This window comes from Marnyiella aurantia (genome assembly GCF_014041915.1).
Classification (GTDB): Bacteria; Bacteroidota; Bacteroidia; order Flavobacteriales; family Weeksellaceae; genus Marnyiella; species Marnyiella aurantia.
Genome location: NZ_CP059472.1, coordinates 1,378,969 through 1,400,016, shown reverse-complemented (window position 1 = coordinate 1,400,016; position 21,048 = coordinate 1,378,969). Strand labels below are relative to the sequence as shown.

Annotated in this window: 21 protein-coding genes; 8 read left to right on the top strand and 13 right to left on the bottom strand. The window is 43.7% G+C overall.

Annotated features, from left to right (window positions below; genetic code table 11):
* Positions 1-6: 6 nt before the first annotated feature.
* Positions 7-483, bottom strand: coding sequence for a hypothetical protein (locus H1R16_RS06400; protein WP_187350472.1), 477 nt, complete (start codon positions 481-483; stop codon positions 7-9).
* Between the two features lie 82 nt (positions 484-565).
* Positions 566-931, bottom strand: a complete 366-nt coding sequence (locus H1R16_RS06395) for a hypothetical protein (protein WP_181887892.1) — start codon at positions 929-931, stop codon at positions 566-568.
* Positions 932-1,006: 75 nt separating this feature from the next.
* Here H1R16_RS06395 and H1R16_RS06390 point away from each other — a divergent pair, with 75 nt between their 5' ends.
* From H1R16_RS06390 to rpsB, 4 genes are all read left to right on the top strand, one after another.
* Complete coding sequence (locus tag H1R16_RS06390) at positions 1,007-1,339, top strand: hypothetical protein (RefSeq protein ID WP_181887891.1); 333 nt, start codon at positions 1,007-1,009, stop codon at positions 1,337-1,339.
* A 171-nt stretch (positions 1,340-1,510) separates the two neighbouring features.
* Positions 1,511-1,966, top strand: coding sequence for a 50S ribosomal protein L13 (rplM, locus tag H1R16_RS06385; RefSeq protein ID WP_158065004.1), 456 nt, complete (start codon positions 1,511-1,513; stop codon positions 1,964-1,966).
* 5 nt (positions 1,967-1,971) lie between these two features.
* Complete coding sequence (gene rpsI / locus H1R16_RS06380) at positions 1,972-2,358, top strand: 30S ribosomal protein S9 (protein ID WP_181887890.1); 387 nt, start codon at positions 1,972-1,974, stop codon at positions 2,356-2,358.
* A 180-nt stretch (positions 2,359-2,538) separates the two neighbouring features.
* Positions 2,539-3,300, top strand: a complete 762-nt coding sequence (gene rpsB, locus H1R16_RS06375) for a 30S ribosomal protein S2 (RefSeq protein WP_181887889.1) — start codon at positions 2,539-2,541, stop codon at positions 3,298-3,300.
* A 74-nt stretch (positions 3,301-3,374) separates the two neighbouring features.
* On the opposite strand, the gene trmB is transcribed toward rpsB, so the two are convergent.
* The 4 genes from trmB to H1R16_RS06355 all read right to left on the bottom strand — a co-directional run bounded on the left by trmB (position 3,375) and on the right by H1R16_RS06355 (position 6,826).
* On the bottom strand, positions 3,375-4,058 hold the full coding sequence (gene trmB, locus H1R16_RS06370; protein WP_181887888.1) for a tRNA (guanosine(46)-N7)-methyltransferase TrmB: 684 nt from the start codon (positions 4,056-4,058) through the stop codon (positions 3,375-3,377).
* 59 nt (positions 4,059-4,117) lie between these two features.
* On the bottom strand, positions 4,118-5,032 hold the full coding sequence (locus H1R16_RS06365) for a DUF6759 domain-containing protein (protein WP_181887887.1): 915 nt from the start codon (positions 5,030-5,032) through the stop codon (positions 4,118-4,120).
* Positions 5,033-5,095: 63 nt separating this feature from the next.
* The gene (locus H1R16_RS06360) at positions 5,096-5,863 is read right to left on the bottom strand and encodes a hypothetical protein (RefSeq protein ID WP_181887886.1); all 768 of its coding nucleotides are present in this window, start codon (positions 5,861-5,863) and stop codon (positions 5,096-5,098) included.
* Between the two features lie 153 nt (positions 5,864-6,016).
* The gene (locus H1R16_RS06355) at positions 6,017-6,826 is read right to left on the bottom strand and encodes a GIN domain-containing protein (protein ID WP_181887885.1); all 810 of its coding nucleotides are present in this window, start codon (positions 6,824-6,826) and stop codon (positions 6,017-6,019) included.
* A 72-nt stretch (positions 6,827-6,898) separates the two neighbouring features.
* Between H1R16_RS06355 and H1R16_RS06350 the strand changes: the two genes are divergently transcribed.
* A complete protein-coding gene (locus tag H1R16_RS06350; RefSeq protein ID WP_181887884.1) occupies positions 6,899-9,040 on the top strand; it encodes a M3 family metallopeptidase in 2,142 nt (713 codons plus the stop codon).
* Between the two features lie 40 nt (positions 9,041-9,080).
* On the opposite strand, the gene H1R16_RS06345 is transcribed toward H1R16_RS06350, so the two are convergent.
* From H1R16_RS06345 to H1R16_RS06335, 3 genes are read right to left on the bottom strand one after another with little or no spacing between them, the layout of a single operon-like run.
* Positions 9,081-9,707 carry a DUF4919 domain-containing protein gene (locus H1R16_RS06345; RefSeq protein ID WP_181887883.1) on the bottom strand — a complete coding sequence of 209 codons (627 nt, stop codon included), beginning with the start codon at positions 9,705-9,707 and terminating at the stop codon, positions 9,081-9,083.
* Between the two features lie 56 nt (positions 9,708-9,763).
* On the bottom strand, positions 9,764-11,905 hold the full coding sequence (locus H1R16_RS06340; protein WP_181887882.1) for a S9 family peptidase: 2,142 nt from the start codon (positions 11,903-11,905) through the stop codon (positions 9,764-9,766).
* A gap of 46 nt (positions 11,906-11,951) precedes the next feature.
* On the bottom strand, positions 11,952-12,668 hold the full coding sequence (locus tag H1R16_RS06335; RefSeq protein ID WP_181887881.1) for a phosphatase PAP2 family protein: 717 nt from the start codon (positions 12,666-12,668) through the stop codon (positions 11,952-11,954).
* Between the two features lie 201 nt (positions 12,669-12,869).
* On the opposite strand from H1R16_RS06335, the gene H1R16_RS06330 reads away from it, so the two are divergent.
* Positions 12,870-13,379 (top strand): YceI family protein, encoded by a 510-nt coding sequence (locus H1R16_RS06330; protein ID WP_181887880.1) that lies wholly within the window; start codon positions 12,870-12,872, stop codon positions 13,377-13,379.
* Between the two features lie 82 nt (positions 13,380-13,461).
* A complete protein-coding gene (ygiD, locus tag H1R16_RS06325) occupies positions 13,462-14,289 on the top strand; it encodes a 4,5-DOPA-extradiol-dioxygenase (protein WP_181887879.1) in 828 nt (275 codons plus the stop codon).
* Positions 14,290-14,313: 24 nt separating this feature from the next.
* Here ygiD and H1R16_RS06320 read toward each other — a convergent pair whose 3' ends face one another.
* From H1R16_RS06320 to H1R16_RS06305, 4 genes are read right to left on the bottom strand one after another with little or no spacing between them, the layout of a single operon-like run.
* On the bottom strand, positions 14,314-15,393 hold the full coding sequence (locus H1R16_RS06320; RefSeq protein ID WP_181887878.1) for a putative type IX sorting system protein PorV2: 1,080 nt from the start codon (positions 15,391-15,393) through the stop codon (positions 14,314-14,316).
* Positions 15,390-16,283, bottom strand: coding sequence for a DMT family transporter (locus tag H1R16_RS06315; protein ID WP_181887877.1), 894 nt, complete (start codon positions 16,281-16,283; stop codon positions 15,390-15,392). Before H1R16_RS06315 ends, H1R16_RS06320 begins: the two co-directional genes overlap by 4 nt.
* A gap of 45 nt (positions 16,284-16,328) precedes the next feature.
* On the bottom strand, positions 16,329-18,230 hold the full coding sequence (locus H1R16_RS06310) for a monovalent cation:proton antiporter-2 (CPA2) family protein (RefSeq protein WP_181887876.1): 1,902 nt from the start codon (positions 18,228-18,230) through the stop codon (positions 16,329-16,331).
* Positions 18,230-18,754: an NAD(P)H-dependent oxidoreductase gene (locus H1R16_RS06305; protein ID WP_181887875.1), complete on the bottom strand. Its 525-nt coding sequence runs from the start codon at positions 18,752-18,754 to the stop codon at positions 18,230-18,232. The genes H1R16_RS06310 and H1R16_RS06305 overlap by 1 nt, the downstream gene beginning before the upstream one ends.
* A gap of 255 nt (positions 18,755-19,009) precedes the next feature.
* Here H1R16_RS06305 and H1R16_RS06300 point away from each other — a divergent pair, with 255 nt between their 5' ends.
* Complete coding sequence (locus H1R16_RS06300; protein WP_181887874.1) at positions 19,010-20,842, top strand: T9SS type A sorting domain-containing protein; 1,833 nt, start codon at positions 19,010-19,012, stop codon at positions 20,840-20,842.
* Positions 20,843-21,048: the final 206 nt, after the last annotated feature.

The following is a 21,048-nucleotide window of genomic DNA, read 5'->3' as shown; positions in this document are numbered from 1 at the left end:
TAAAATCTAAAAGTCGTAACCGATTTTAAAACTAAGTTCCGGTTGCGCAATCATCCCGTGTCTTTGGGAAACTTTTGCAATTCCTAAACCTGCACGAAATTCATAATTGAAATTGTCTGCAAAATTTCTTCGAAGTCCCCAGTGTGGGATCACTGCAAATGTTGGTTGCACTTCAATCCCGTCAACATTGGAAATAACAAACAAGTCTGGCATGTACTCCATTTTTAATGACACATAATTGCCAGAATTATTTTTAATATTCTTACCCATCTCCAATCGTTTATCCAAATTATAATAAAACTTTGGTGAAAGGGATATTGCGGGAGCTAAAGCAAAACCTGTTTTGTTGTACATTTCACCACCCCAGATTGAAGGATAGAGAGCAATTTGGCTACGTAGTGAAAATCGGTCTGAAAGTCGCACCTCATTGTACAACTCCGCTCCGAAAAGCCCAACCTGTATTCCTGTTAATGATTTTTCCACACTTGCTTTTTCCTGCGCGAAGATTCCGGCTCCGAATGCGAGGAGTGAAACTATAATAGTCTTTTCATGAATGTTATTTAGCTTATTGTTTTACAATCGTCCAGGTTCCCGATAAAGATCCCATTTTCCAAGTACCGGAATTGGTTTCTAAGTTTCCATCAATATGAAAATTAGAAGTGGGTGAATGTAAGTTCATTAGTACCCCACCTTCATAAACCTTTCCGCCAAGGTTGTCTGCATTGTTTCTTAAACCGAAAACATTCCCACTTTTATTGATATCTAATACAAATGTACCAGTCTCCTGGCCAGTATAACTGCCAATCCAATTACCTTTATAAGGCGAGTCATAGTTCGCCAATTCCTGTCTTTCCCAATGATTATCCATGATCTGCTGGCAGGAAGTTAGAGCGAAATACAGAATCACAAATGCAAATAGTTTAAATTTCATGAAAGCGAATTTTATCAAATTTAAACAAATATCCTGTTCGCAATTAAATATTTATTTTTGCTGAAACAAAATTTCATGCAGCGCGCTATACTTTATTTCTTCGCCGGAACCGCAATAAGCTTCTTACTGAACCACTTTCTCCTGGGTAGCCAGGGCTGGGAACTGGACCTTTATTACGGTGCTGCCTTTGGTGCCGCGTGGGGAATGGCTTATTTTCTGGATGACCTGAAATTTACCCTTGCGCAAAAGTTAGGAATCTCCTTTGTGGGAATTGCGGTACTTGTAGGGATAGGCTTGATTTTCTTCAATGTGGAAAAGGCGGTTCCGTCTGTTATAAAGTTCTCAATGGTATTTGTTGCGTATTATCTTGTTGCAAGTTTCAGGAGCAGCAAATCGCTGAGGAATTAGGTGTCCAGATTTTTGGAAATTTGAAAAGAAAATCGGTTAGTTGTTGATAATAAACCCAACATTTTCAAAACCTTAGCATAATCTTTCTGAAAAGATTTCCAGTTTGGAATTTATTCTTTACCTTTGCACACCCTTTTGGGGAAAATTATGTTTAATCGTAAACGAAAAAGTGTGAATACATTAAGTTACAAAACCGTCTCAGCTAACAAAGCTACCGCTAATAAAGAATGGGTTGTGGTAGACGCTGAAGGACAACCTTTAGGAAGGCTAGCCTCCAAGGTTGCAAAGATTTTGAGAGGTAAGCACAAAACGAATTTTACACCTCACGCAGATTGCGGAGACAATGTAATCGTTTTGAATGCTGGAAAGATTACCCTTTCCGGAAACAAGTGGGCTGACAAGACTTACATCTGGCATACAGGTTATCCTGGTGGTCAGAAGTCGCAGACAGCTGAAGAGCTATTGAAAAAAGATCCGATGAAGGTTCTGGAAAAATCCCTTAAAGGTATGCTTCCAAAGAACAAACTGGGATCTCAGCTGTTCAAGAACCTTTATCTGTATGAAGGAACTGAACACAAACATGAAGCTCAGCAGCCAAAAACTATTAATATTAACGAATTTAAATAATTAATATGTCTACAGTTCATAAAATTGGAAGAAGAAAAACTTCAGTAGCCAGAGTTTACGTGAAGCCGGGTACCGGAAACATCACTGTAAACCGTAAGGATGCTAAAGAATACTTCTCCACAGATGTGATGGTTTATAAATTGAACCAGCCTTTCCTTTTGACAGAAACTGCAGGACAGTATGATGTTACCGTAAATGTTTTCGGTGGCGGAAATACAGGTCAGGCCGAAGCTATCAGACTGGCAGTTTCCAGAGCTCTTTGCGAAATTAACGCAGAGCACAGGTTAGCACTTAAGCCTCACGGCCTGCTTACCAGAGACGCAAGAATGGTGGAAAGAAAGAAACCAGGTCAGAAGAAAGCGAGAAAGAGATTCCAGTTCTCAAAACGTTAATTCAAGACGCGAGATTTGGAGACAGGAGATTGGAGATTTTTTTATCCTGTGTCTCATGTCTGTTAATCTATTATCTAATTCAAAAAATGCCCCGTTTAGTTTAGCACCCAAACTGTTCTCCCATCTAAAGATCAGTTGATTGCACAAAAGCGGAACGTAAACTAAAAACAAAAAAGCGACATGGCAAAAGCAAATGTTAAAGACCTTTTAGAGGCAGGTGTACACTTCGGTCACATGACCCGCAAGTGGAATCCAAATATGGCTCCATACATTTTCATGGAGAAAAACGGTATTCACATCGTAGACCTACATAAAACAGCAGTGAAGTTGGACGAAGCGTGCTCCGCTTTGGAAAAAATCACCTCTGCAGGCAAAAAAGTTCTTTTCGTAGCTACTAAAAAGCAGGCGAAAGAAGTAGTGGCTAAACACGCTGCTGAACTTAATATGCCTTTCATCACTGAAAGATGGCCAGGCGGTATGCTTACGAACTTCGTAACTATCCGTAAAGCTGTTAAGAAGATGAACCACATCGATAAAATGAAGAAAGACGGTACTTTCGAAACTTTATCCAAGAAAGAAAGACTTCAGGTAGACCGCCAGCGTGCGAACCTGGAAAAGAACTTAGGTTCTATTTCAGACATGGTGCGTCTTCCGTCAGCAATCTTTGTTGTTGATATCATGAGAGAGCACATCGCAGTTACTGAAGCTAAGAAATTGGGTATCCCTGTATTTGCTATCGTAGATACAAACTCTGACCCAAGAAAAGTAGACTTCGTGATTCCTGGAAATGATGATGCTTCCAAATCTATCGACATGATTCTGAGCGTAGTTTCTGAATCTATCAAGGACGGTCTTTCCCAGAGAAAAGCTGATAAGGAAAAATCTAAAGAAGAAGGCGAAAAAGTATCAGCTGAAGCTGATGCGGATTTCGACGCTGAATAAGATTTTATCTTAAATATAAAACCCGGTTCACTTTTGTGGACCGGGTTTTTTGTATTTGATCATTAAAGTAAATTTTAGTCTTGTCTGAACCGGAATTTGATATAAGTGATGGTTTTCCCTTTGGACGAGAACAGCTCCTCATAATAAGTCTTGATTTCGCGCAGATGCTCGGTATTAGGCTCATATTCCGGTGCGCCGTAAATGTCGTGATGTGCAGTCAGTATTTCATGTCCCGATCCCTGTAAAATGCCCAGTGTGTAACCGTGCAGAAATTCCGAGTCTGTTTTCAGGTGTACAATTCCTTCTGGCTTCAGGACTTTTCTGTAACGTTCCAGAAAGTCGGGGTGAGTCATCCTGTGCTTTGTCCTTCTGTATTTGATTTGCGGGTCCGGGAAGGTAATCCAGATCTCATCAACCTCATTTTCCTCAAAGAAACAGTCCAGAAGTTCAATTTGCGTACGCAGGAAAGCTACATTGTTCATGTTGCTCTCCATAGCCTCTTTGGCCCCAAACCAGAAACGGGCACCTTTAATATCGATTCCGATGAAGTTCTTCTCCGGAAATGCCCTGGCTAAGCCAACAGAATATTCACCTTTACCACAGCCGAGTTCTACAACGATTGGGTTTTCATTCTTAAAAATCTCTGAACGCCATTTCCCTTTCAGGTGAAAATTGTCCAGAGCTTCAGCGCGTGTTGGCTGTATAACGTTTGGGAGTCTAAGGTTCTCCTCAAATCGTGCGAGTTTATTTTTGCCCATATTTTAAAATCGCGCAAATTTAGTCAATTCCGAATCAATATCATGGAGGTCTGACCTTCTTACCTGCTTGTGATTTGCGAAGAACTCCCCAAGGTTACCATTATTGCCTTTTGTACGGTTTTTTGCGATGCATATTGGGCTCCACAGACCAAACTGGAGAACAGGTACTGTCCTTTCAGGATTACAATTGTATTTTCACTTCGTGCAGGGATAGCCAGTCTGTACTTTGTATTTCCTGTGCCTTCCATTCTCATGATGATATCGCAGTCAGAATTGTTCTTTATCATTACACTGGTTTCTTTACTCGTAGGGTCGTTGTCGAAAAGCGCATTAAGAATCTTAACCGTTTGGTTTTTATGTTCCTGTACGGTGGGATTCATTAATAAATCGAACTCCTCTTTTTCCAAATTGACGGCAGCTATCGCCTCGGCGGTAACACTTTTGGAGGTAATGCTTGGAGTGGTTGCTACATCTCCGGCTGTGTTTTTGTTAGCCGCACGTATGGCAGATGCTTCTGCAGAGCTGCGCGACCTGGCCACGGAGAAGCTTCGGTCAACCTCAGGAGTTTCTACCTTTATCCTGGCCTGTGCACCCAGCTCCGGATTTGCAGCAGCCCGCTGTGCCCGTGCAAGTGCTTCCTGGTAGAATTTAATCTGCTTTTGCTTGATATTCGCATTCATCTCGGCAAAACTTATTTTCGTGGACGGTCTTCTTTTAAGTAAGGCCAGTTTTTCCTGCATGTCTTTTACACGGGTATCATCCGGATGAGCATTCTTGATATAATCCCTGATCATATCCATAAGCCGTGGTTTCAGTACAGAACGGCGGGGATCGTCCTCGTGCGCGTCTCTAAGGAAAGCATCAATTTCGTAAATGTTGGTGCTTTTCAAAATATTGCTGTAATCCTTCATTCTTTTCTGCGCCGGCAGGGCACAGAACAGCAGCAAGGTAAATAAGAGTAAAAACTTCTTCATGATGAATTTTAGGGGTTCAATTTTTTAGAAGGTATAATAACGCATAACGCGCAATTATAGTATTCAGTTGAGTGCAGTCTGCATCAGACTGGAATTTTTCAGCCGTCGCTGGTAAATGGGCAGGTATCTTTCAATATGAATCTTGGTGGCCTCATAATTTCCGGCTAGCAAATAGGGATGCAGGTCGTCTGAACTGTAAACAAACTGGAGGAAATTATCTATAAGATGCACGGGGATTTTAAGGTCGGTGAAATACTGCGTTCCAAAATAGTTTTTAATATTACTGATGCCGGCGGTCATGCGTTCGTAAGCCTGCAGACGTTCTTTCTTTTGTCTTTCGCCGGATATGAGATCATAAAAACTGTCTACGCTAATGGTCAGTCCACCACCCGCGAGTCCCGCCAAAGGTAATTGCGGAGAGGTGCCGTCGCCTTTAGGCTCAGGCAAACCAATCATATTTTTCAGTTTCATTTCGCGTTCACCGGTCTTCAGCGACAGGACATCTTTTTTCAGGTTGCCAGACGGTTTGAAACGGTTCAGGACTACTTCCTCAATTTCGTAGTAGGCGATCCTAAGCTCTACCAGCACGGGCCTGCCCTGCAACATATTTTCAGTTATCTTTATGTCTTTGCGTTCTGTTACTATGGAGGTAAAACGGATAATGTCGCCTGGCTTCGCAGCAATGGTGAAATTTCCGTTCACATCGGACAGGATGCTCCGCTGTTCATTCACGTTGGTAACATAGATCTGGTTCAGGTAGAGTGACGAGGTGTCGCGCATCATAATCTCACCGCTAAGGGACTGGGCCATTACGTGTACTGCAGTAACCATCAGCCACAGTAAACAAGCTTTCTTTAACATATTCCGCAAAAGTAGAGAGAAAATACCCATCATCACGGACCTTGGATGGGTTCGCGCGGTTAAAGTTAGGTTAAAGTTTCCGGGCTGAATGTTAAAACAGTCCTCTTTGAATGTAATTTTGTGTTAATCAGCACTAACGGAGATGCTGCCACCACTGCTCTCCTTCAGGTTTACCTCGGTATCCGGCGCCTCTTTGCTGATTTGAATACTGCCGCCTGAGCTTGCACTGGCGGTTGCTTTTGTAACAACCCTGCCAACAATACTTCCGCCGCTTGAGGCATTCAGGTCAGCCACCTGCATTGATGTTTTCGTGGCTTCGAAACTGCTGCCCGAGCTTACGGAAACTTCTGCATTTGTAACTTTGCCTTTAGTGCTTACCGTGGCTCCGGAACTAAGTTCTGCATCCAGGTTTACAGCCCAGATTTGCCCTGTAAATTCTCCACCGGAACTCGCATTAATATTAAAATCGTTGGCTTCCAGATTGCCGTTTACCGATCCTGAACTGGAAACCGCTACTGACATTTTCTCCTGAAGAAATTTATCCTTAACCGTGATCTCGGCGCCGGAATCTGCACTTAAAGCCGAGAAATCTTTTGCGTAGATGGTGGCGCGTACATTCCCATTAGCCGTTATACTTTTGAATATCCCGCTGGATTCTATGTAAATGCGTACTTCGCCATCGTTTTGAGTCACTTTTACTTTCTCCATCATTTTATCCGGAGCCTCAATAACAATTTTTTCATTTTCCGCTTTTATAATTTCTGCAGTGATACCGCTGGATACTTTTACTTTGTCAAAAGAATATCCGTACGTTTTCTGGTTCCTGTTTCCGGAGACTGTATTTTCATTAATTCCCGGTACTTCTACTGTAACTTTGGCGCACGAAGTGAGAATGAGTAACATACATACTGTAGGAAGGATAATTGTTTTCATGGTGCTGGTTTTTAGCTTTTCAAATTTAAAAAAAAGAATATATCTTTATATCTTGTTGTAAAATAAATGAAAATGAATAAAATATCGAGTTTGTTGCTGGTTTCAGCATTAACCATGACCTCGGCATGTACTACCATGAAAGAAAAGAATACCAATGTGGAAGCGCCCGCAGTAGATGCGGCGCTGGCGTCCAATCCGTTTATGACAGAAAGTAAGCTTCAGTATCAGGCTCCTGAGTTTGATAAAATTAAGGATGAGCACTTTCAGCCGGCTTTTGAATATGGACTGAAGCAGCAGCTTTTTGAAATTCAGCAAATAGCGAACAATACCGATGCACCTACATTCGAAAATACGATCCTGGCGCTGGAGAACAGTGGTGAGGTACTGAAACGGGCCGCGATAGTCTTCTTTAACTTCACAAGTGCCAATACCAATCCCACACTGCAAAAACTGGAAGAGGAGTTTGCGCCAAAGTTTGCTGCTCAGGAAGATCAGATTTATCTGAACGATCAGCTTTATAAAAAACTGAAGGCAATAAATATTTCTCAACTTACCGGTGAGGATAAGCGCTTAGCGGAGTATTATATCCAGAAATTTGAAATTGCCGGAGCAGATCTTTCGCCTGAAAATAAAGCGCAACTGAAGAAGGTTAATGAAGAATTAGCTACACTGAGCACGCAGTTCAGCAGTAAATTGCTGGAAGCCAGAAAACAGGGTGCTTTGATTGTTTCAGATGCAAAAGAGCTGGACGGACTTTCAGCAGATGAAATCGCAGCTGCAGCAGCAGATGCCAAGGCTGCCGGCCATGAAGGAAAATATCTTCTCGCGCTTCAGAACACTACGCAGCAACCTCTTCTGCAAAACCTGAAGAACAGGGCCACACGCGAAAAGCTATTTAAAGCCTCGTGGACAAGGGCTGAAAAAGGTGATGCGAATGATACGCGGTCCATACTCGAAAAGCAGGCAAGGCTGAGACTTCAGAAGGCACAACTGTTAGGTAAAAAATCATTTGCCGAGTGGAAACTTCAGGACCAGATGGCACCCGACCCCGCAGCAGCTATGAACCTTCTGGCTCAATTGGCAGCGCCTGCTGTGGAAACTGCTAAACGTGAAAGTGCGGAAATTCAGGCGCTGATAGATAAGCAGAAAGGTGGATTTACGGTGGCTCCATGGGACTGGAATTTTTATGCAGAGCAGGTACGGAAGGCCAAATATGACCTGGATGAAAATGAAATTAAACCTTATTTTGAGGTGAATACCGTTCTGGAGAAAGGTGTTTTCTATGCTGCGGAACAATTCTATGGAATTACTTTTAAGAAAAGAACCGATCTGCCGGTTTATCATCCTGATGTAATAACGTATGAGGTTTTCGACCGTGACGGTAAGTCGCTGGCTATTTATTATCTGGATTTCTACACCCGAAGCAATAAAAGCGGTGGTGCCTGGATGGGCAATTTTGTAGATCAGTCGCATGCGCTGAACCAGAAGCCGGTTATAACCAACGTCTTCAATTACCAGAAACCTGCACCGGGTAAGCCGTCGCTTATTTCTTATGATGACGTATCCACGATGTTTCATGAGTTCGGACATACGCTGCACGGACTTTTTGCCAACCAGAAGTACGTTTCAGTTTCAGGAACCAATACACCCCGCGATTTTGTAGAGTTCCCTTCACAGATCAATGAGTTTTTTGCATTGGAGCCAAGCGTGCTGAAAAATTACGCACTGCATTATCAAACCAAAAAGCCAATGCCTCAATCATTAGTGGATAAAATTAAAAATGCATCTTCTTTCAATCAGGGATATTCAACCACTGAACTGGTATCGGCAGCTACGCTTGATATGAACTGGCACTCGGTAACCGATGAAAACCAACTGCAGCCAACTTTGGAATTCGAAAAGAATGTGTTGAACAAGTACGGCTTTAACCTTCCGCAAGTACCGCCAAGATACCATTCACCCTACTTTGCGCATATCTGGGGAGGAGGTTACTCCGCCGGCTATTATGCATATATGTGGAGTGATGTTCTGAATGCAGCCGCATGGGATTATATTGTAAAGAATGGCGGAATGACACGGGAAAACGGAGACCGTTTCCGCGAATACATTTTGTCTGTTGGAAATTCGGTGGACCTTAATAAAGCATTTAAAGATTATACAGGTAAGGACCCGGAACTTAATCCTTTACTCAGAAACAAAGGTTTCATCAAATAAAAATCAAGACCGTTCAGATTGCTGAGCGGTCTTTTCTTTATCATTCTTTGGAATAGATTACCAGAAATGAGATCTTTTTGCGGCCTTTCTTCCAGTTGTCCAGCATTCCTTCCGGTACGGACCGTGAGCGGCGCCGGAACTGCATCAGATCTGTACCCAGAGTGGCTGCTAAAATATATCCGTCCACCACATTCATCACGGTATAGGTTTTATGGTCCGCTGGTCCTGTGGCACTGTTCAAAGCCGCATCCAGAAGGATACGGAACTGCGCCAGCCTGTGTGGTGCCTGCGGATTTCCTTTGTCCGCCTTGCTGTAGCACTGCAGAAGCCTGCCCAAGATTTCTAAATTCACAGCGTCCGTTTTCAGCAGTTGCTCACCTGCGGTAATGGCTTCAACGCATTTATTGGCTGAAACCAGTTCAAAGAAGGCTCTTTCTGCTTCGGCAGGGTTTCTTTTCCTTCCTTTGTACTGACCATAGTAAAGATGACGGCCTTCCTCAGTACTTAAAAGTGACGGCAGTGATACGAAGCGAAAAAGCAACCGTTCATAGAAGAATGCGGAGGTAGAATCCTGAACATTACGCTCAATTTCCGCTATTGAGGGTTTTCCCTGGCTTTGCACAGCAATTCCGGTAAGCAGTAAAAACAAAAGCAAAATTCTGATCATAGGTAGATTTAATGTGAAAAATAATCCCGACACGGGGTCGGGATTTATGTTGAATGTTAGTTTTTCAGATGCTGGTCAAAGTAGTCTGTAACCTTCTGCATAAGATGCACACGGTCCTTACCGAGCACATTATGCTCATGACCGGGATATACAAAATAGTCCAGTTGAATGCCGTGGTCTACAGCAGCCTTCAGGAAGTTAACCGAATGCTGCCAAACAACTACATCGTCCTGAGCACCGTGAATCATCAGAAGTTTTCCCTTAAGATTCTGCACCTTGTCCAGTAAGTTGGCCTGTTTGTAACCTTCAGGATTGGTCTGTGGTGTGTCCATATATCTCTCTGTGTACATAATCTCGTACATGTTCCAGTCTATAACCGGACCTCCGGCAACACCTGCCCTGAAGATCTCCGGGTGCTTCAGCATAAAACTTGTTGTCATAAATCCGCCAAAACTCCAGCCGTGAATTCCCAAACGCTCTGCATCAACATAAGAAAGCGACTTCAGATATTCTACACCCTTAATCTGGTCATTCATTTCAGTTTCTCCCAGGTTACGGAAAACAGCCTGTTCAAATTTAAGTCCCCGGTTAGATGAGCCGCGGCCATCCATTGTAAATACCACATAACCGTTCTGAGCCATATACTCATACCAAAGGTTGCCTGAAGCGGGGAAACTGTTGGTCACCAGCTGCAGGTGCGGACCGTTGTACAGATAAACGATTGTCGGATACTTTTTGGCCGGGTCGAAATCGGTAGGCAAAATGATTTTTCCATAAAGGGGTGTGCCGTCATCTGCTGTTAGGGTTACATTCTTGATTTCGGGTCTCAGATAGTTTTTCAGCGGGTTTTCAGCCGTAAAAATGTTTCTGGACTTCAGGTTTGCGGTATTAATGATGTTCACACTTCTGGGCGTGGCAGCATTGCTGTAGATATCGTAAAGTTGGGTTCCGTCCTTGCTCAGGACACCGGTGTGCATTCCCTCCGCAGTATCCAGTCGCTGTATCTTGAAATTATTCCAGTTTACCCGGTAAAGATGTCTTTCCAGTGGCGTTTCTTTCGTAGAGGTGAAATAGATTTCCTTTTTCTTTTCGTTGAAGCCCAGTATGTCTGTTACCAGCCAGTCTCCCTTTGTTAACTGCGCTACAAGACCTTTGTCCAGGTTGTAATGAAACAGATGGTTGTACCCTGTTCTTTGACTCTGCCAGATGAAATCGGTATTGGAATTTGGGAAAAAGAGAAGCTCATGTTGAGGTTCTACATATTTATCCGACTTTTCTTCAAACAGCATCTTTACCAGTTTACCTGTGGCAGCATCATACTGGTTCATCTTCATATGATTTTGGTCACGGTTCAGTACGCCAACGAAAATATATTTTGAATCGGGGCTCCAGGTTACCGCAGTAAGATACTGTTCCTTGTCGCCATCAACATCCAGGAAAATCTTCCGGTCAGTCTTAACATCGTATACGCCCAGTGAAACCTGATGTGATGTTCCACCCGCCATCGGGTATTTAATATTCTTATTCTGAGCCGGGGTTACGGACCAGTCAATTACCGGGTAATCAGTTACCATGCTCTGATCCATTCTGTAATAGGCAATTTTTTCATTGGAAGGAGCTGCAAAGATTCCTTTGCTGATGCCGAATTCCTGACGGTGCACAGACTGTCCGTTTACGATATTTTCATCGGCATCATTTGTAATGGCGACTGTTTTGCCGTTTCGGTTCAGGAACAGGTTGTTTTTCACCGTGTACACAAGACCTTTGTTGTCTGAAAGTACCGTTACATTTTCAGCACTTTTTTCCAGGGCAGTCCACTCGGTTATCTTCCAGTTACCCGCCGACTGCTCAAGCCAGTAATATTTTCCTTCTTTTGTAAAATAACCTTTATTCCTGCTGATGAACTTCACCATCGGAAAACTTTTCAGTTGCTCCGCAGCACTTAGGTTTTTGTTGATGCGGCTAAGCGAAACCAGGGTGTCCGATTTCATGCTCTGTACTTCGGTGATTAAGTAAGCATTTTTGCTCCCCTGAATATAGGATTTGGCATCATCTGTCCATGAGAATTGGGATATACCTTTTACGGCCAGGTTGCTCCGAAGCCCGTTTACGGCTTCAGACATGGTGAATTTTTGGTTTTGAGCAAAAGCAAAACTGCTCAGAGCTATTAATAAAAGGGATAATTTTGAAAATTTCATTATTTAAACATTAAGGCCTTAAAAATAAGAAATTAAATTGAAGGTGTTAAGGCTTTGTTAATGCGGCGGTTGTATAGATCATTTGCATGGGGTCTGAAGAGGCTTGCACCTTGTTCCACCTGTACTGATGTGTCCAGTAAGCAACTTTCATCGAGAGGATACCGAGTCCGGCGGCAAAAATAACATCTGAGATATAATGTTTATTGTTAGCCATCCGCATGGCCCCTATGCCCGTTGCAAGGCTATATGAAGCGTATGGAACCCATTGGTACCGCTCGCCATATTCAATGCTGAGGATAGTGGCGCCGGCAAAGGCATTGGCGGTATGTCCCGAGGGAAAGGAGTAGGCGGTGCCGTCCGGCCGGATTTTTTTTAGTGAAGTTTTAAGGATATACACCATGCCCAGGTTCAGCAACTGACCTTTCAGCAGGATGGCAGTACGGTTTTTCCAGTCGGTGCGTGCATCCATTCCTGCCAGTTCAAAACCATAGACTGCTGCCAAAGGCGCAAATTGCGCATAATCGTCTATATGATTTTGAAAAGAGAAAAGATGTTCATTTCTTTCTTCAACCACTTCATTTTTTATCGATTCCTTTCTGCTGGTATCCAGTACAATACCGGCAGTCATCAATCCTGCGGGAAGGTAAAGTCTTTTATATTTGAATTCTACCTGATGCCTTTGCGTCTGAAGGCTGTCTGTATACTGGGCCTGAACCGTATTTAAGGTAAAAAGGAGTAGGCCTAAATAAACACTTTCGCTCATGCGGTTGTTTTTATAAAGCTAATAAAAAGATGACTCCGAAATGTAAATTACCTTACAATTTACTGCTTGCATGCACTAAAATGGATAAATTTACTCCAGGCCTGCAGAGGATTTCTTTCTTAACTTACATCAATGCACCGGAACAGACCAACTGATACCTTTGTACTATAAATTTTAACAAACCAATAAATACAGAATATTATGGCAACAAAATGGAACTTAGACCCAACGCACAGTGAAATTACTTTTCGTGTAAAGCACTTAATGATCTCCAATGTGAAAGGATCATTTAAATCCTTCACGGCAGAAATGGAAGCGGAAGATGATACTTTCCGCAATGCAAAAGTTACTGCAACGATCCAGACCGATTCTATCGATACTAATAATGCAGACCGCGACACCCATCTGAAAAGCGAGGAGTTCTTCAACGCTGAGGTAAACCCAACAATTACCTTTGAAAGCGATGCACTCAACGATGAGATCACCGGCAACCTGACAGTGAACGGCGTTACAAAACCTGTAAAACTGGATGTGGACTTCGGTGGGATTAACGCAGACCCATGGGGCAATACAAAAGCTGGTTTTTCATTCGAAGGAAAAATAAAAAGAAGTGATTTCGGACTGAACTGGAACGCTGCGCTGGAAGCAGGCGGAGTAATGGTGTCTGACGAAGTGAAGATTGCAGGCGAACTGCAGTTTGTAAAAGCATAACAGAGTTTAAACTCTTAACCCGAAGACCTGGAAATTATGCTTATAGTTTTCAGGTCTTTTTTTATAAATAAATTTTATTGCAATGAATTTGAATGATTTAACAAATATTTCAGCCCATTTCCCAAACAGCCCAAAAATGCCGGTGCTTTTTCTGGGGCATGGCTCACCTATGAACGCGATCGAGGAGAATCAGTTTGTGCAGGGTTTCAGGAATATTTCCCACGAGATTCCGACGCCAAATGCCATACTGTGTATTTCGGCGCATTGGTTTACAAACGGAACAAAGGTTACAGCCATGGACATGCCGCCAACCATCCATGATTTCGGCGGCTTCCCCGATGAGCTTTTTGCAGTTCAGTATCCGGCAGCGGGAAGTCCGGAACTGGCTAAGCAAACAACCTCACTGCTTTTGCCGGCTGAGGTTCAGGAAGATCACAGTTGGGGACTGGACCATGGTGCGTGGTCGGTAATACGCCATCTTTATCCTGCGGCAGATATTCCCGTGGTGCAAATGAGTATAGACTATACCAAACCTCCTGAATATCATTTTGACCTTGCCTCCAGGCTTCAGAAATTGAGGGAGAAAGGTATTCTGATTATAGGCAGCGGTAATATCGTTCATAACCTGCGGCTTATTGACTGGCAGAACATCAATACGGTAGGTGCCGGTTGGGATTGGGCCATTGAAGCACGTGAAATGACCAATAACTGGATTCTGGACGGAAATTTCCGTAACCTGATTGAATATCAAAGACATGGAACGGCCCTCCAGGCTGCCATACCTTCACCGGATCACTATTTACCACTTATTTATTCCTTAGGTTTGAAGAATAAATCGGATGATATTTCCCTGTTCAACGATGAACTGATTGGCGGGAGCCTGAGTATGACCAGCGTAAGAATTGGTTGAGGACATTAGAACGCTTCCGACGGATTAGTTCCGGAATTCTCCCATGTCGAATTTCAGCGAGAAGAAGTTGGAGAAGAAGTTGCTGCCGCCGATTCCGGAATTGGTGATGGCATAATCTAAGGTCAGCCCGCGGTATTTTATTCCTATACCGGCGCTGGGCTGAAATGAAACTTTACGTTTCAGGTCCTCAATATCGGTAATGGACTGGAATCTGTTTACTCCCAGTCTTACGAAAACCAGGTCATTGTAATTCATCTCGGCACCGGCATACGGTGTGATGCTGGCAAAATCTGTAGAGACCAGTGCAGCTGTTTTGGCGAAATCAATATTCAAACCTGCTTCCGGAAGGATGGAGATATTTTGGCTCACTTCAAAGTTCTTACTGGCGCCAACGTTCAGTTTGGGCATTGTAATCTCCATTTTGTCGGTAGGTGCAGGGTTAAATTCCTCGCCGTTTACGATGGTGGATAGTTCTGCCTGATCCACATTCCAGAAGTTTACTGTGGTGGTAGCATCACGAAGCATCCCACCGAACTTCCATCCGCTGTCTGCATGATAAAGGGCGCCCACATCAAACCCGAAACCAAATCCGCTCGCAAATTTACCTACATTTCTGTATACAAGTTTCGCATTTACCCCAGCCGAAAGTTTATGGTTACCTCCCGGATGAAAGGCATAAGAAACTAACGCGGCATAATCGGCCTGCGAAAATTTGGTGATTTTGTCATAGTCAATATTGCCTTCACTGTCTATCAGTTGTGTGGTGTTCAGTATATTGTCAATACCTAAGCGCACTACCGAAACGGCAAAAACGCCGCCTTTGCTGTCCAGAGGTTTTGCATAAGCGATATAATCATACTTGGCAATGCTTTCAAAATACTCAGCGTGCATGGCTGCGCCCTGCCAGTCACGTTCCACACCCATCAGTCCTGCGGGATTCCACATCGGCGCATACACATCATCCTGGCTGCTTAATACAGCACCACCCATAGCCAGACCCCTTGCGCCCGCGCCAATGTTCAGGAATTCGTTAGAGTACTTCCTGATAATCTGCGCCTGAGTGCAAACAGATGCAAAAATGAGTATATAGAGTAATTTCCTCATGTGTTTTCGTAGTTTAAATTCTTTTTGGCCTTTCGGGACTTCAATATTCCATTGATCACGATGGCCGTAATCATCACAAATGAAGCGACATAAAACACCGGACTCATCTGTTCAGATTCACCAAAGATAAAAAAAGCAAGTATAATTCCGTACACTGGTTCTAAATTAACAGTTAATACAAGGGTGAATGGTGAAATGTACTTCATCAGGTTTACCGATTCCAGCATTGGATAGGCCGTAAACACTCCCGCCAGAAGGGTGATGAGTGCCAGATCACGGATGCTGATGGATGTAATCTCCGTCATGCCCCCGCTAAAAAGGTAGAAAAGTGAGATCAGCATAAATCCGCCCAGTATTTCGTAGAAAATAATGTTGCCAGAACTGGTCTTGCCATATAGCTTTCCGTTGAATACAGAAAACACGGTACCGAAAAGCGCAGTGAATATGCCGAAGAATATACCTTCCTTGTACCGAAGTTCAATATTAAAGATTACGGCCATGCAGGCAACTATCACAATTCCCATCATCACTTCCGAAATATCTATTTTCCTTTTAAAAACAATAGGTTCCAGGATAGAGGTGAATAGGGTGGAAAGCGACAGGCAGCATAACGCGATGGACACGTTTGAGACCTTTATTGAGTGGAAAAAGCACAGCCAGTGGAGCGCCATGAAGCCACCCACGCCCACGAGACCAAAAAGCAGTTTACGGGAAACGTTCAGATTGTCCTTCCGTATAAAGCGGATGTAAATAAACAGAAACAGGGCCGCGATTCCCATCCTGAAAAAAGTGAGGACCTGAGCTTCGGCTGTTATAAGTTTACCCAGAATGGCCGTAAACCCCCATAGAAATACGATAATGTGGAGGCGGAAAAGCGCAGAGTTTTTCATTTTTTTTGCGGATAAAAACCGGTCGCAAAATTAGGTTAATTCGCTTTAAGACTGGCTATTATTTTCGGTGTTACTTTCCATACCACCAGTTTCGTCATTTCCCTCGCCTTCATGGTCCAGCCATTCCGAGTTTTCAATGGATACACTGTCCAGGCTAAGCAGTTCTGCCTCGCGCTGAAGTGCCTCCTGGGTGGTGAAGGTCATTACTTCCTTCATCTGCTCTTTGGCCAGTTGCCTGACCGATGCTTTATCTATCATTTCGAAGCGCTTTCCAAGCCTTCTGGCCGTATACTTGCGCATGCCGCTGGCATGCAGTACATCCACTGCCATATCTACTGCAGTACCCAGGGTTTCCCTGTAGATGTTGTCTATACCATTATTCAGGAATGAGTAGGCATCAAGCCTGTTTTTTGCTCTCACAAAAATCCTTAGCTGCGGGAAATGTTTTTTTGCCATCTCGGCAACGCTTTTATTGGCCTCCGGATCATCCAGACAAAGTACCAGAATTTCTGCCTGTTCAGCGCCAGCTGTACGCAGGATTGGCAGCCGGGTAGCATCGCCGTAATAGACTTTAAATCCGTGGCTGCGCAAAAGTTTTACACGGTCCGAATCATGGTCCAGTACGGTTGCTTTAACCTTATTTGCACGCAGCAGGCGGCCGACAGTACTTCCGAAATGCCCAAAACCTACAATGATGATTTTGCGGGGTTCCAGATTTTCCGGTATGCCCAGTTCGGTATGATCCCCGGAGTCCGGGTTGAACCTGGGATTAATAAACCTGTCGTTTACAATGAGCAGTATGGGAGTGATACACATCGTTATTGCCGTGACAGCCATAAGCTGGTCATTCAGCTCTGGGCTTACAAGATAAAGTTTAGAAGAATAATTGAGGAGCACAAAAGCAAATTCGCCTACCTGCGAAAGCGCAAATGCATAGATAAAGTTCTGGTCAATGGAAAATTTGTGATACTTACCGATTCCGAAAAGGACAGCGAATTTGACCAGCAATACCGTAATAACGGTAGTAAAAATAAACATCGGATCTTTCTCTATCACAAAGAAGTTGATGCTGGCGCCCACGCTTACAAAGAATACGGCCAGAAAAAGACCTTTGAAGGGATCTACCTGTGCCTCAAGTTCGTGGCGGAATTCACTGTTAGCCAGCATCAGACCTGCAATAAACGCCCCGAGGGCGGCGCTAAGTCCCACGGCTATCATGAGTTCTGAAACACCAATCACCAGAAACAGGGAAGCCGCTGTCAGAAGTTCGGCGAGATTGGATTTGGATACGAACCGTAAGAACGGCACAAATACATAGCGACCCAAAACAATCAGAAGACCTACACCAAAGAGTATTGAGAATGGTTGAAGCCATTCCGGCAGTTCCTGAAGCAGCAGTGTAACGGCGGTTTCTTCTTCGGGCGGGTTATAGTGGGCGAGTAGGGGAAGGATCGCTAAAATGGGAATTACCGCAATATCCTGAAAAATCAGGGTTGAGAAGGAAGCTTCGCCGGCGGCAGTTTTAAACAGGCTTTTTTCACGCAGCATTTGAAGAACAATAGCTGTGGAGGACATCGCAAAGCAAATCGCGACCGCCATGGCTACATCCGGTTGCCAACCTGCAAGATAAAATACCGCAAACAGCAATGCAATAGTAATAAGCATTTGGCTCAGTCCCAGACCGAGAATCTTTCTCCGCATTGCCCAGAATTTTTTAGGTTCCAGTTCCAGCCCGACCAAAAACAGAAGCAAAACCACGCCAAATTCGGTGGTATGCATTATATTATCGGTTTCCTTGCCGCTAAGCTTTAAAATAAACGGCCCGATAATAATTCCGCCCAGAATATAGCCTATCACAGAACTCAGTCCCAGTCTTTTCACCAGTGGCGCCATTACGATGGCAGCCCCCAGGAATATAAGGATGGTCATTGCGAACTTACCCTCCATTATTCAGCGTTTAGTATTGACATAAAGTGTTGCTTTTGTTTGATGATCTCTTTTTTGTCCATTTGGTCTATATCGTAAATGCACAAAAAATCCTTCAGGTGGAGCTTATTCTGTTTCAGCACGACAAAAAGACCCGATATAAGCTCTTCTATTGAATATTGAAAATGTCCCTGCTCACCAAATTGTTCCTGCTGATAATTGGTGGTAACAAGGACAACAACTTCCTTGCCTGCAAGTGGATTTTCAGTGGATTGCTCCTGCCACTTCAGGTCGAACACCTCGTCAATCCATAGTTTTAGGAGCGGAGGTATTCCGAACCATATCAGTGGGAAGTGAAAGATAATCCTGTCATAATTGGCAATTCTCTTCCGTTCGCGAAATGCGGGGATATGAAACTCGGGGAATTCTTCGTACAGATCCCGAAACGTATAGTGCTGATGCCTCACATAAAAATTAATGAGCTCCCTGTTGGATTTTGAGTGTTCCAGATAGGGATGGGCAAATAAAACCAGGGTGTTTTCCACAAGACGTCCGTTTTTGTAAATATAGAAAAAATAGCCTGTTCCGGTATTTTACTTTCTTCCTAAATCTGCACACTCATTTTCTGACAGGGTAAAAGTTTGAGAAAAGATGGCTCCCGAACCGGTGATGTGTATGATTTAATAAAAAAATTTGATTTTTATTGAGAATTATTTTGTGTGGATATATATATATTAGTAGACAATTACCATGACAGTATTCCATCGCACAAATATTATTTATGTCCAAATCTATTAAATATGAAAATTCTTAAACACTTTTTTTTCCTTGTATGTATCTCCGTAGGAACCGGTTTCGAGGCCCAGTCTGTATTTCCCTATGAGCAGCAGTGGGGTACTTATGTTGGCGGAACAGGAACCCATTTGCTTGATACGCATTTGACAGACACCTCCTTTTCTTCCGATACGCAAAACAACCTGTTTCTGTCTGGTACCACTGCTTTTGCCTCAGGCTACAGCAATACGTATTATGATCAGTTTACAGCAGGCGGTGGTAATCCCTCTGTATTTCCTTTACAAAATCGTTATTCTGTATCACTATCGGTGACCGGGCAACAGTTATCTGCAGGTTATAATGGTATTAGTAATGGTGCAAGCGAAAGATTAATTGGTGTAGACTCTTTTAATAATAGATTCATGCTAAAGCAGTTGCCTGGCAATATTCCTAACCTTTCTACACCCGGAGCCTGGCTCACACAGAATGTCGGTTCAGGGGCGTATACGTATACTCTTTCCAAATACGACAGCACCAGTAATCTTGTATGGACCACTTACCTGCCAAATTCAGGCGGCGCTGCTTTTGCTCTCTGTTTTGATGAGGATAATAATGTTTTTGTAAGAGGTGGGGCTAGGGAATCCATTGCAGGACTCGGAACGGCCGGGGTCTATCAGGAAAATTTTGTTCCATACCAGACCGTCAGTGGTCAGCTTGGAGAAAACGGATACATTGTAAAGCTGAATTCCGCAGGTCAAAAAATGTGGGCCACCTACTGTCCTGATGGTACTAGGGAGATGGAATATTATGCCGGGAACTTGTATACCAGTGGTGGGTATGATCCGAATATGCCCGGTCAGCTCACCACACCCGGAACCTTTCAGCCCACAGGGCCTGCGATGAATTTGCTTATGAAATTGGATGCTGCTACCGGACAGAGAATCTGGAGTACCTTTTACGGTACGCCACACAATATCACCACTTATACCGGTGCGGGAATTTGGGATATTGAAGTAAACAGCACGGGACTTTATGTGAGCGGTCAAAATCAGGATACGGACTATCCCGCCTATTTCGCCACTCCTGGCGCATTTAAAGGTCAGCTAACAGGTGGGGCAGATTTGTTTTTAACCAAATTCAGCCATGACGGTAACCGTGTTTGGAGTACCTATTTTGGGAGTGACGGCTACGAGGAGGTTTTTGGAAGTACATTAACAATACTGGGTAACCGCATAATTATCGCAGGAAGCCAGTACGGTGCTGTGTCTAATATTTCTACTCCGGGTGCGCATCTTACCACTCCCTCCAACACATCAAACAGTCTCACAAACATGTTTTTTGCAGAGTTTGACAGTTCCGGCAGCAGATTGTGGTGCTCCTATTTTGGAGGGGCCGGAGCTAATATGTTTCAGGAACATATAAATCCCGAGTTACTCAGTGACGGAACCTTAATTCTGTGGGGCAGCACTGGTGCAACCACCGGTATCGGAACTGAAGGCGCACCATATCAGTCCATGACCAACCCTTATCCGGGTTCTCCGTTCGGTTTTGTGACGCGGTTTGTATTTAAAGATGAACTGGGAACCTCCGAAACCGCAGGCTTTTCAGCGGACATACAACTGTATAACAATCCCAACAACGGTAATTTCACACTGTCAGGATCTGCTTTGGCAAAAGAAGCCACCGTTCTGGCACTGTATGATACCGCCGGCAGACTGGTGAAGAAAGAAGAGCTTTCACGCCAGCAAAAGCAGGATTTCAGTTGGGGACACCTCCTAACTTCAGGAAATTACATACTTTCGGTTTCCAAAAAATCCGGCGAGCTGCTGAAGACCTTTAAAATGACGGTGAAGAAGTAAAATATTGTTCGTTTCGTAATACTGGTCAGTTTAATAGGAGCATCTGAAGATGCAGTCTCAGGAAGTAGCTAACTTTCCTTTACTTTTGGAAAAAGATCATGATGCAGTGTTTTAATGCAGCCTTGAACAGCTACTAATCCTACTGACGCACTTATGATAAATATGCTTTGGAAGATGCACCTGTAATTGGAGTAATAGCAACTAAT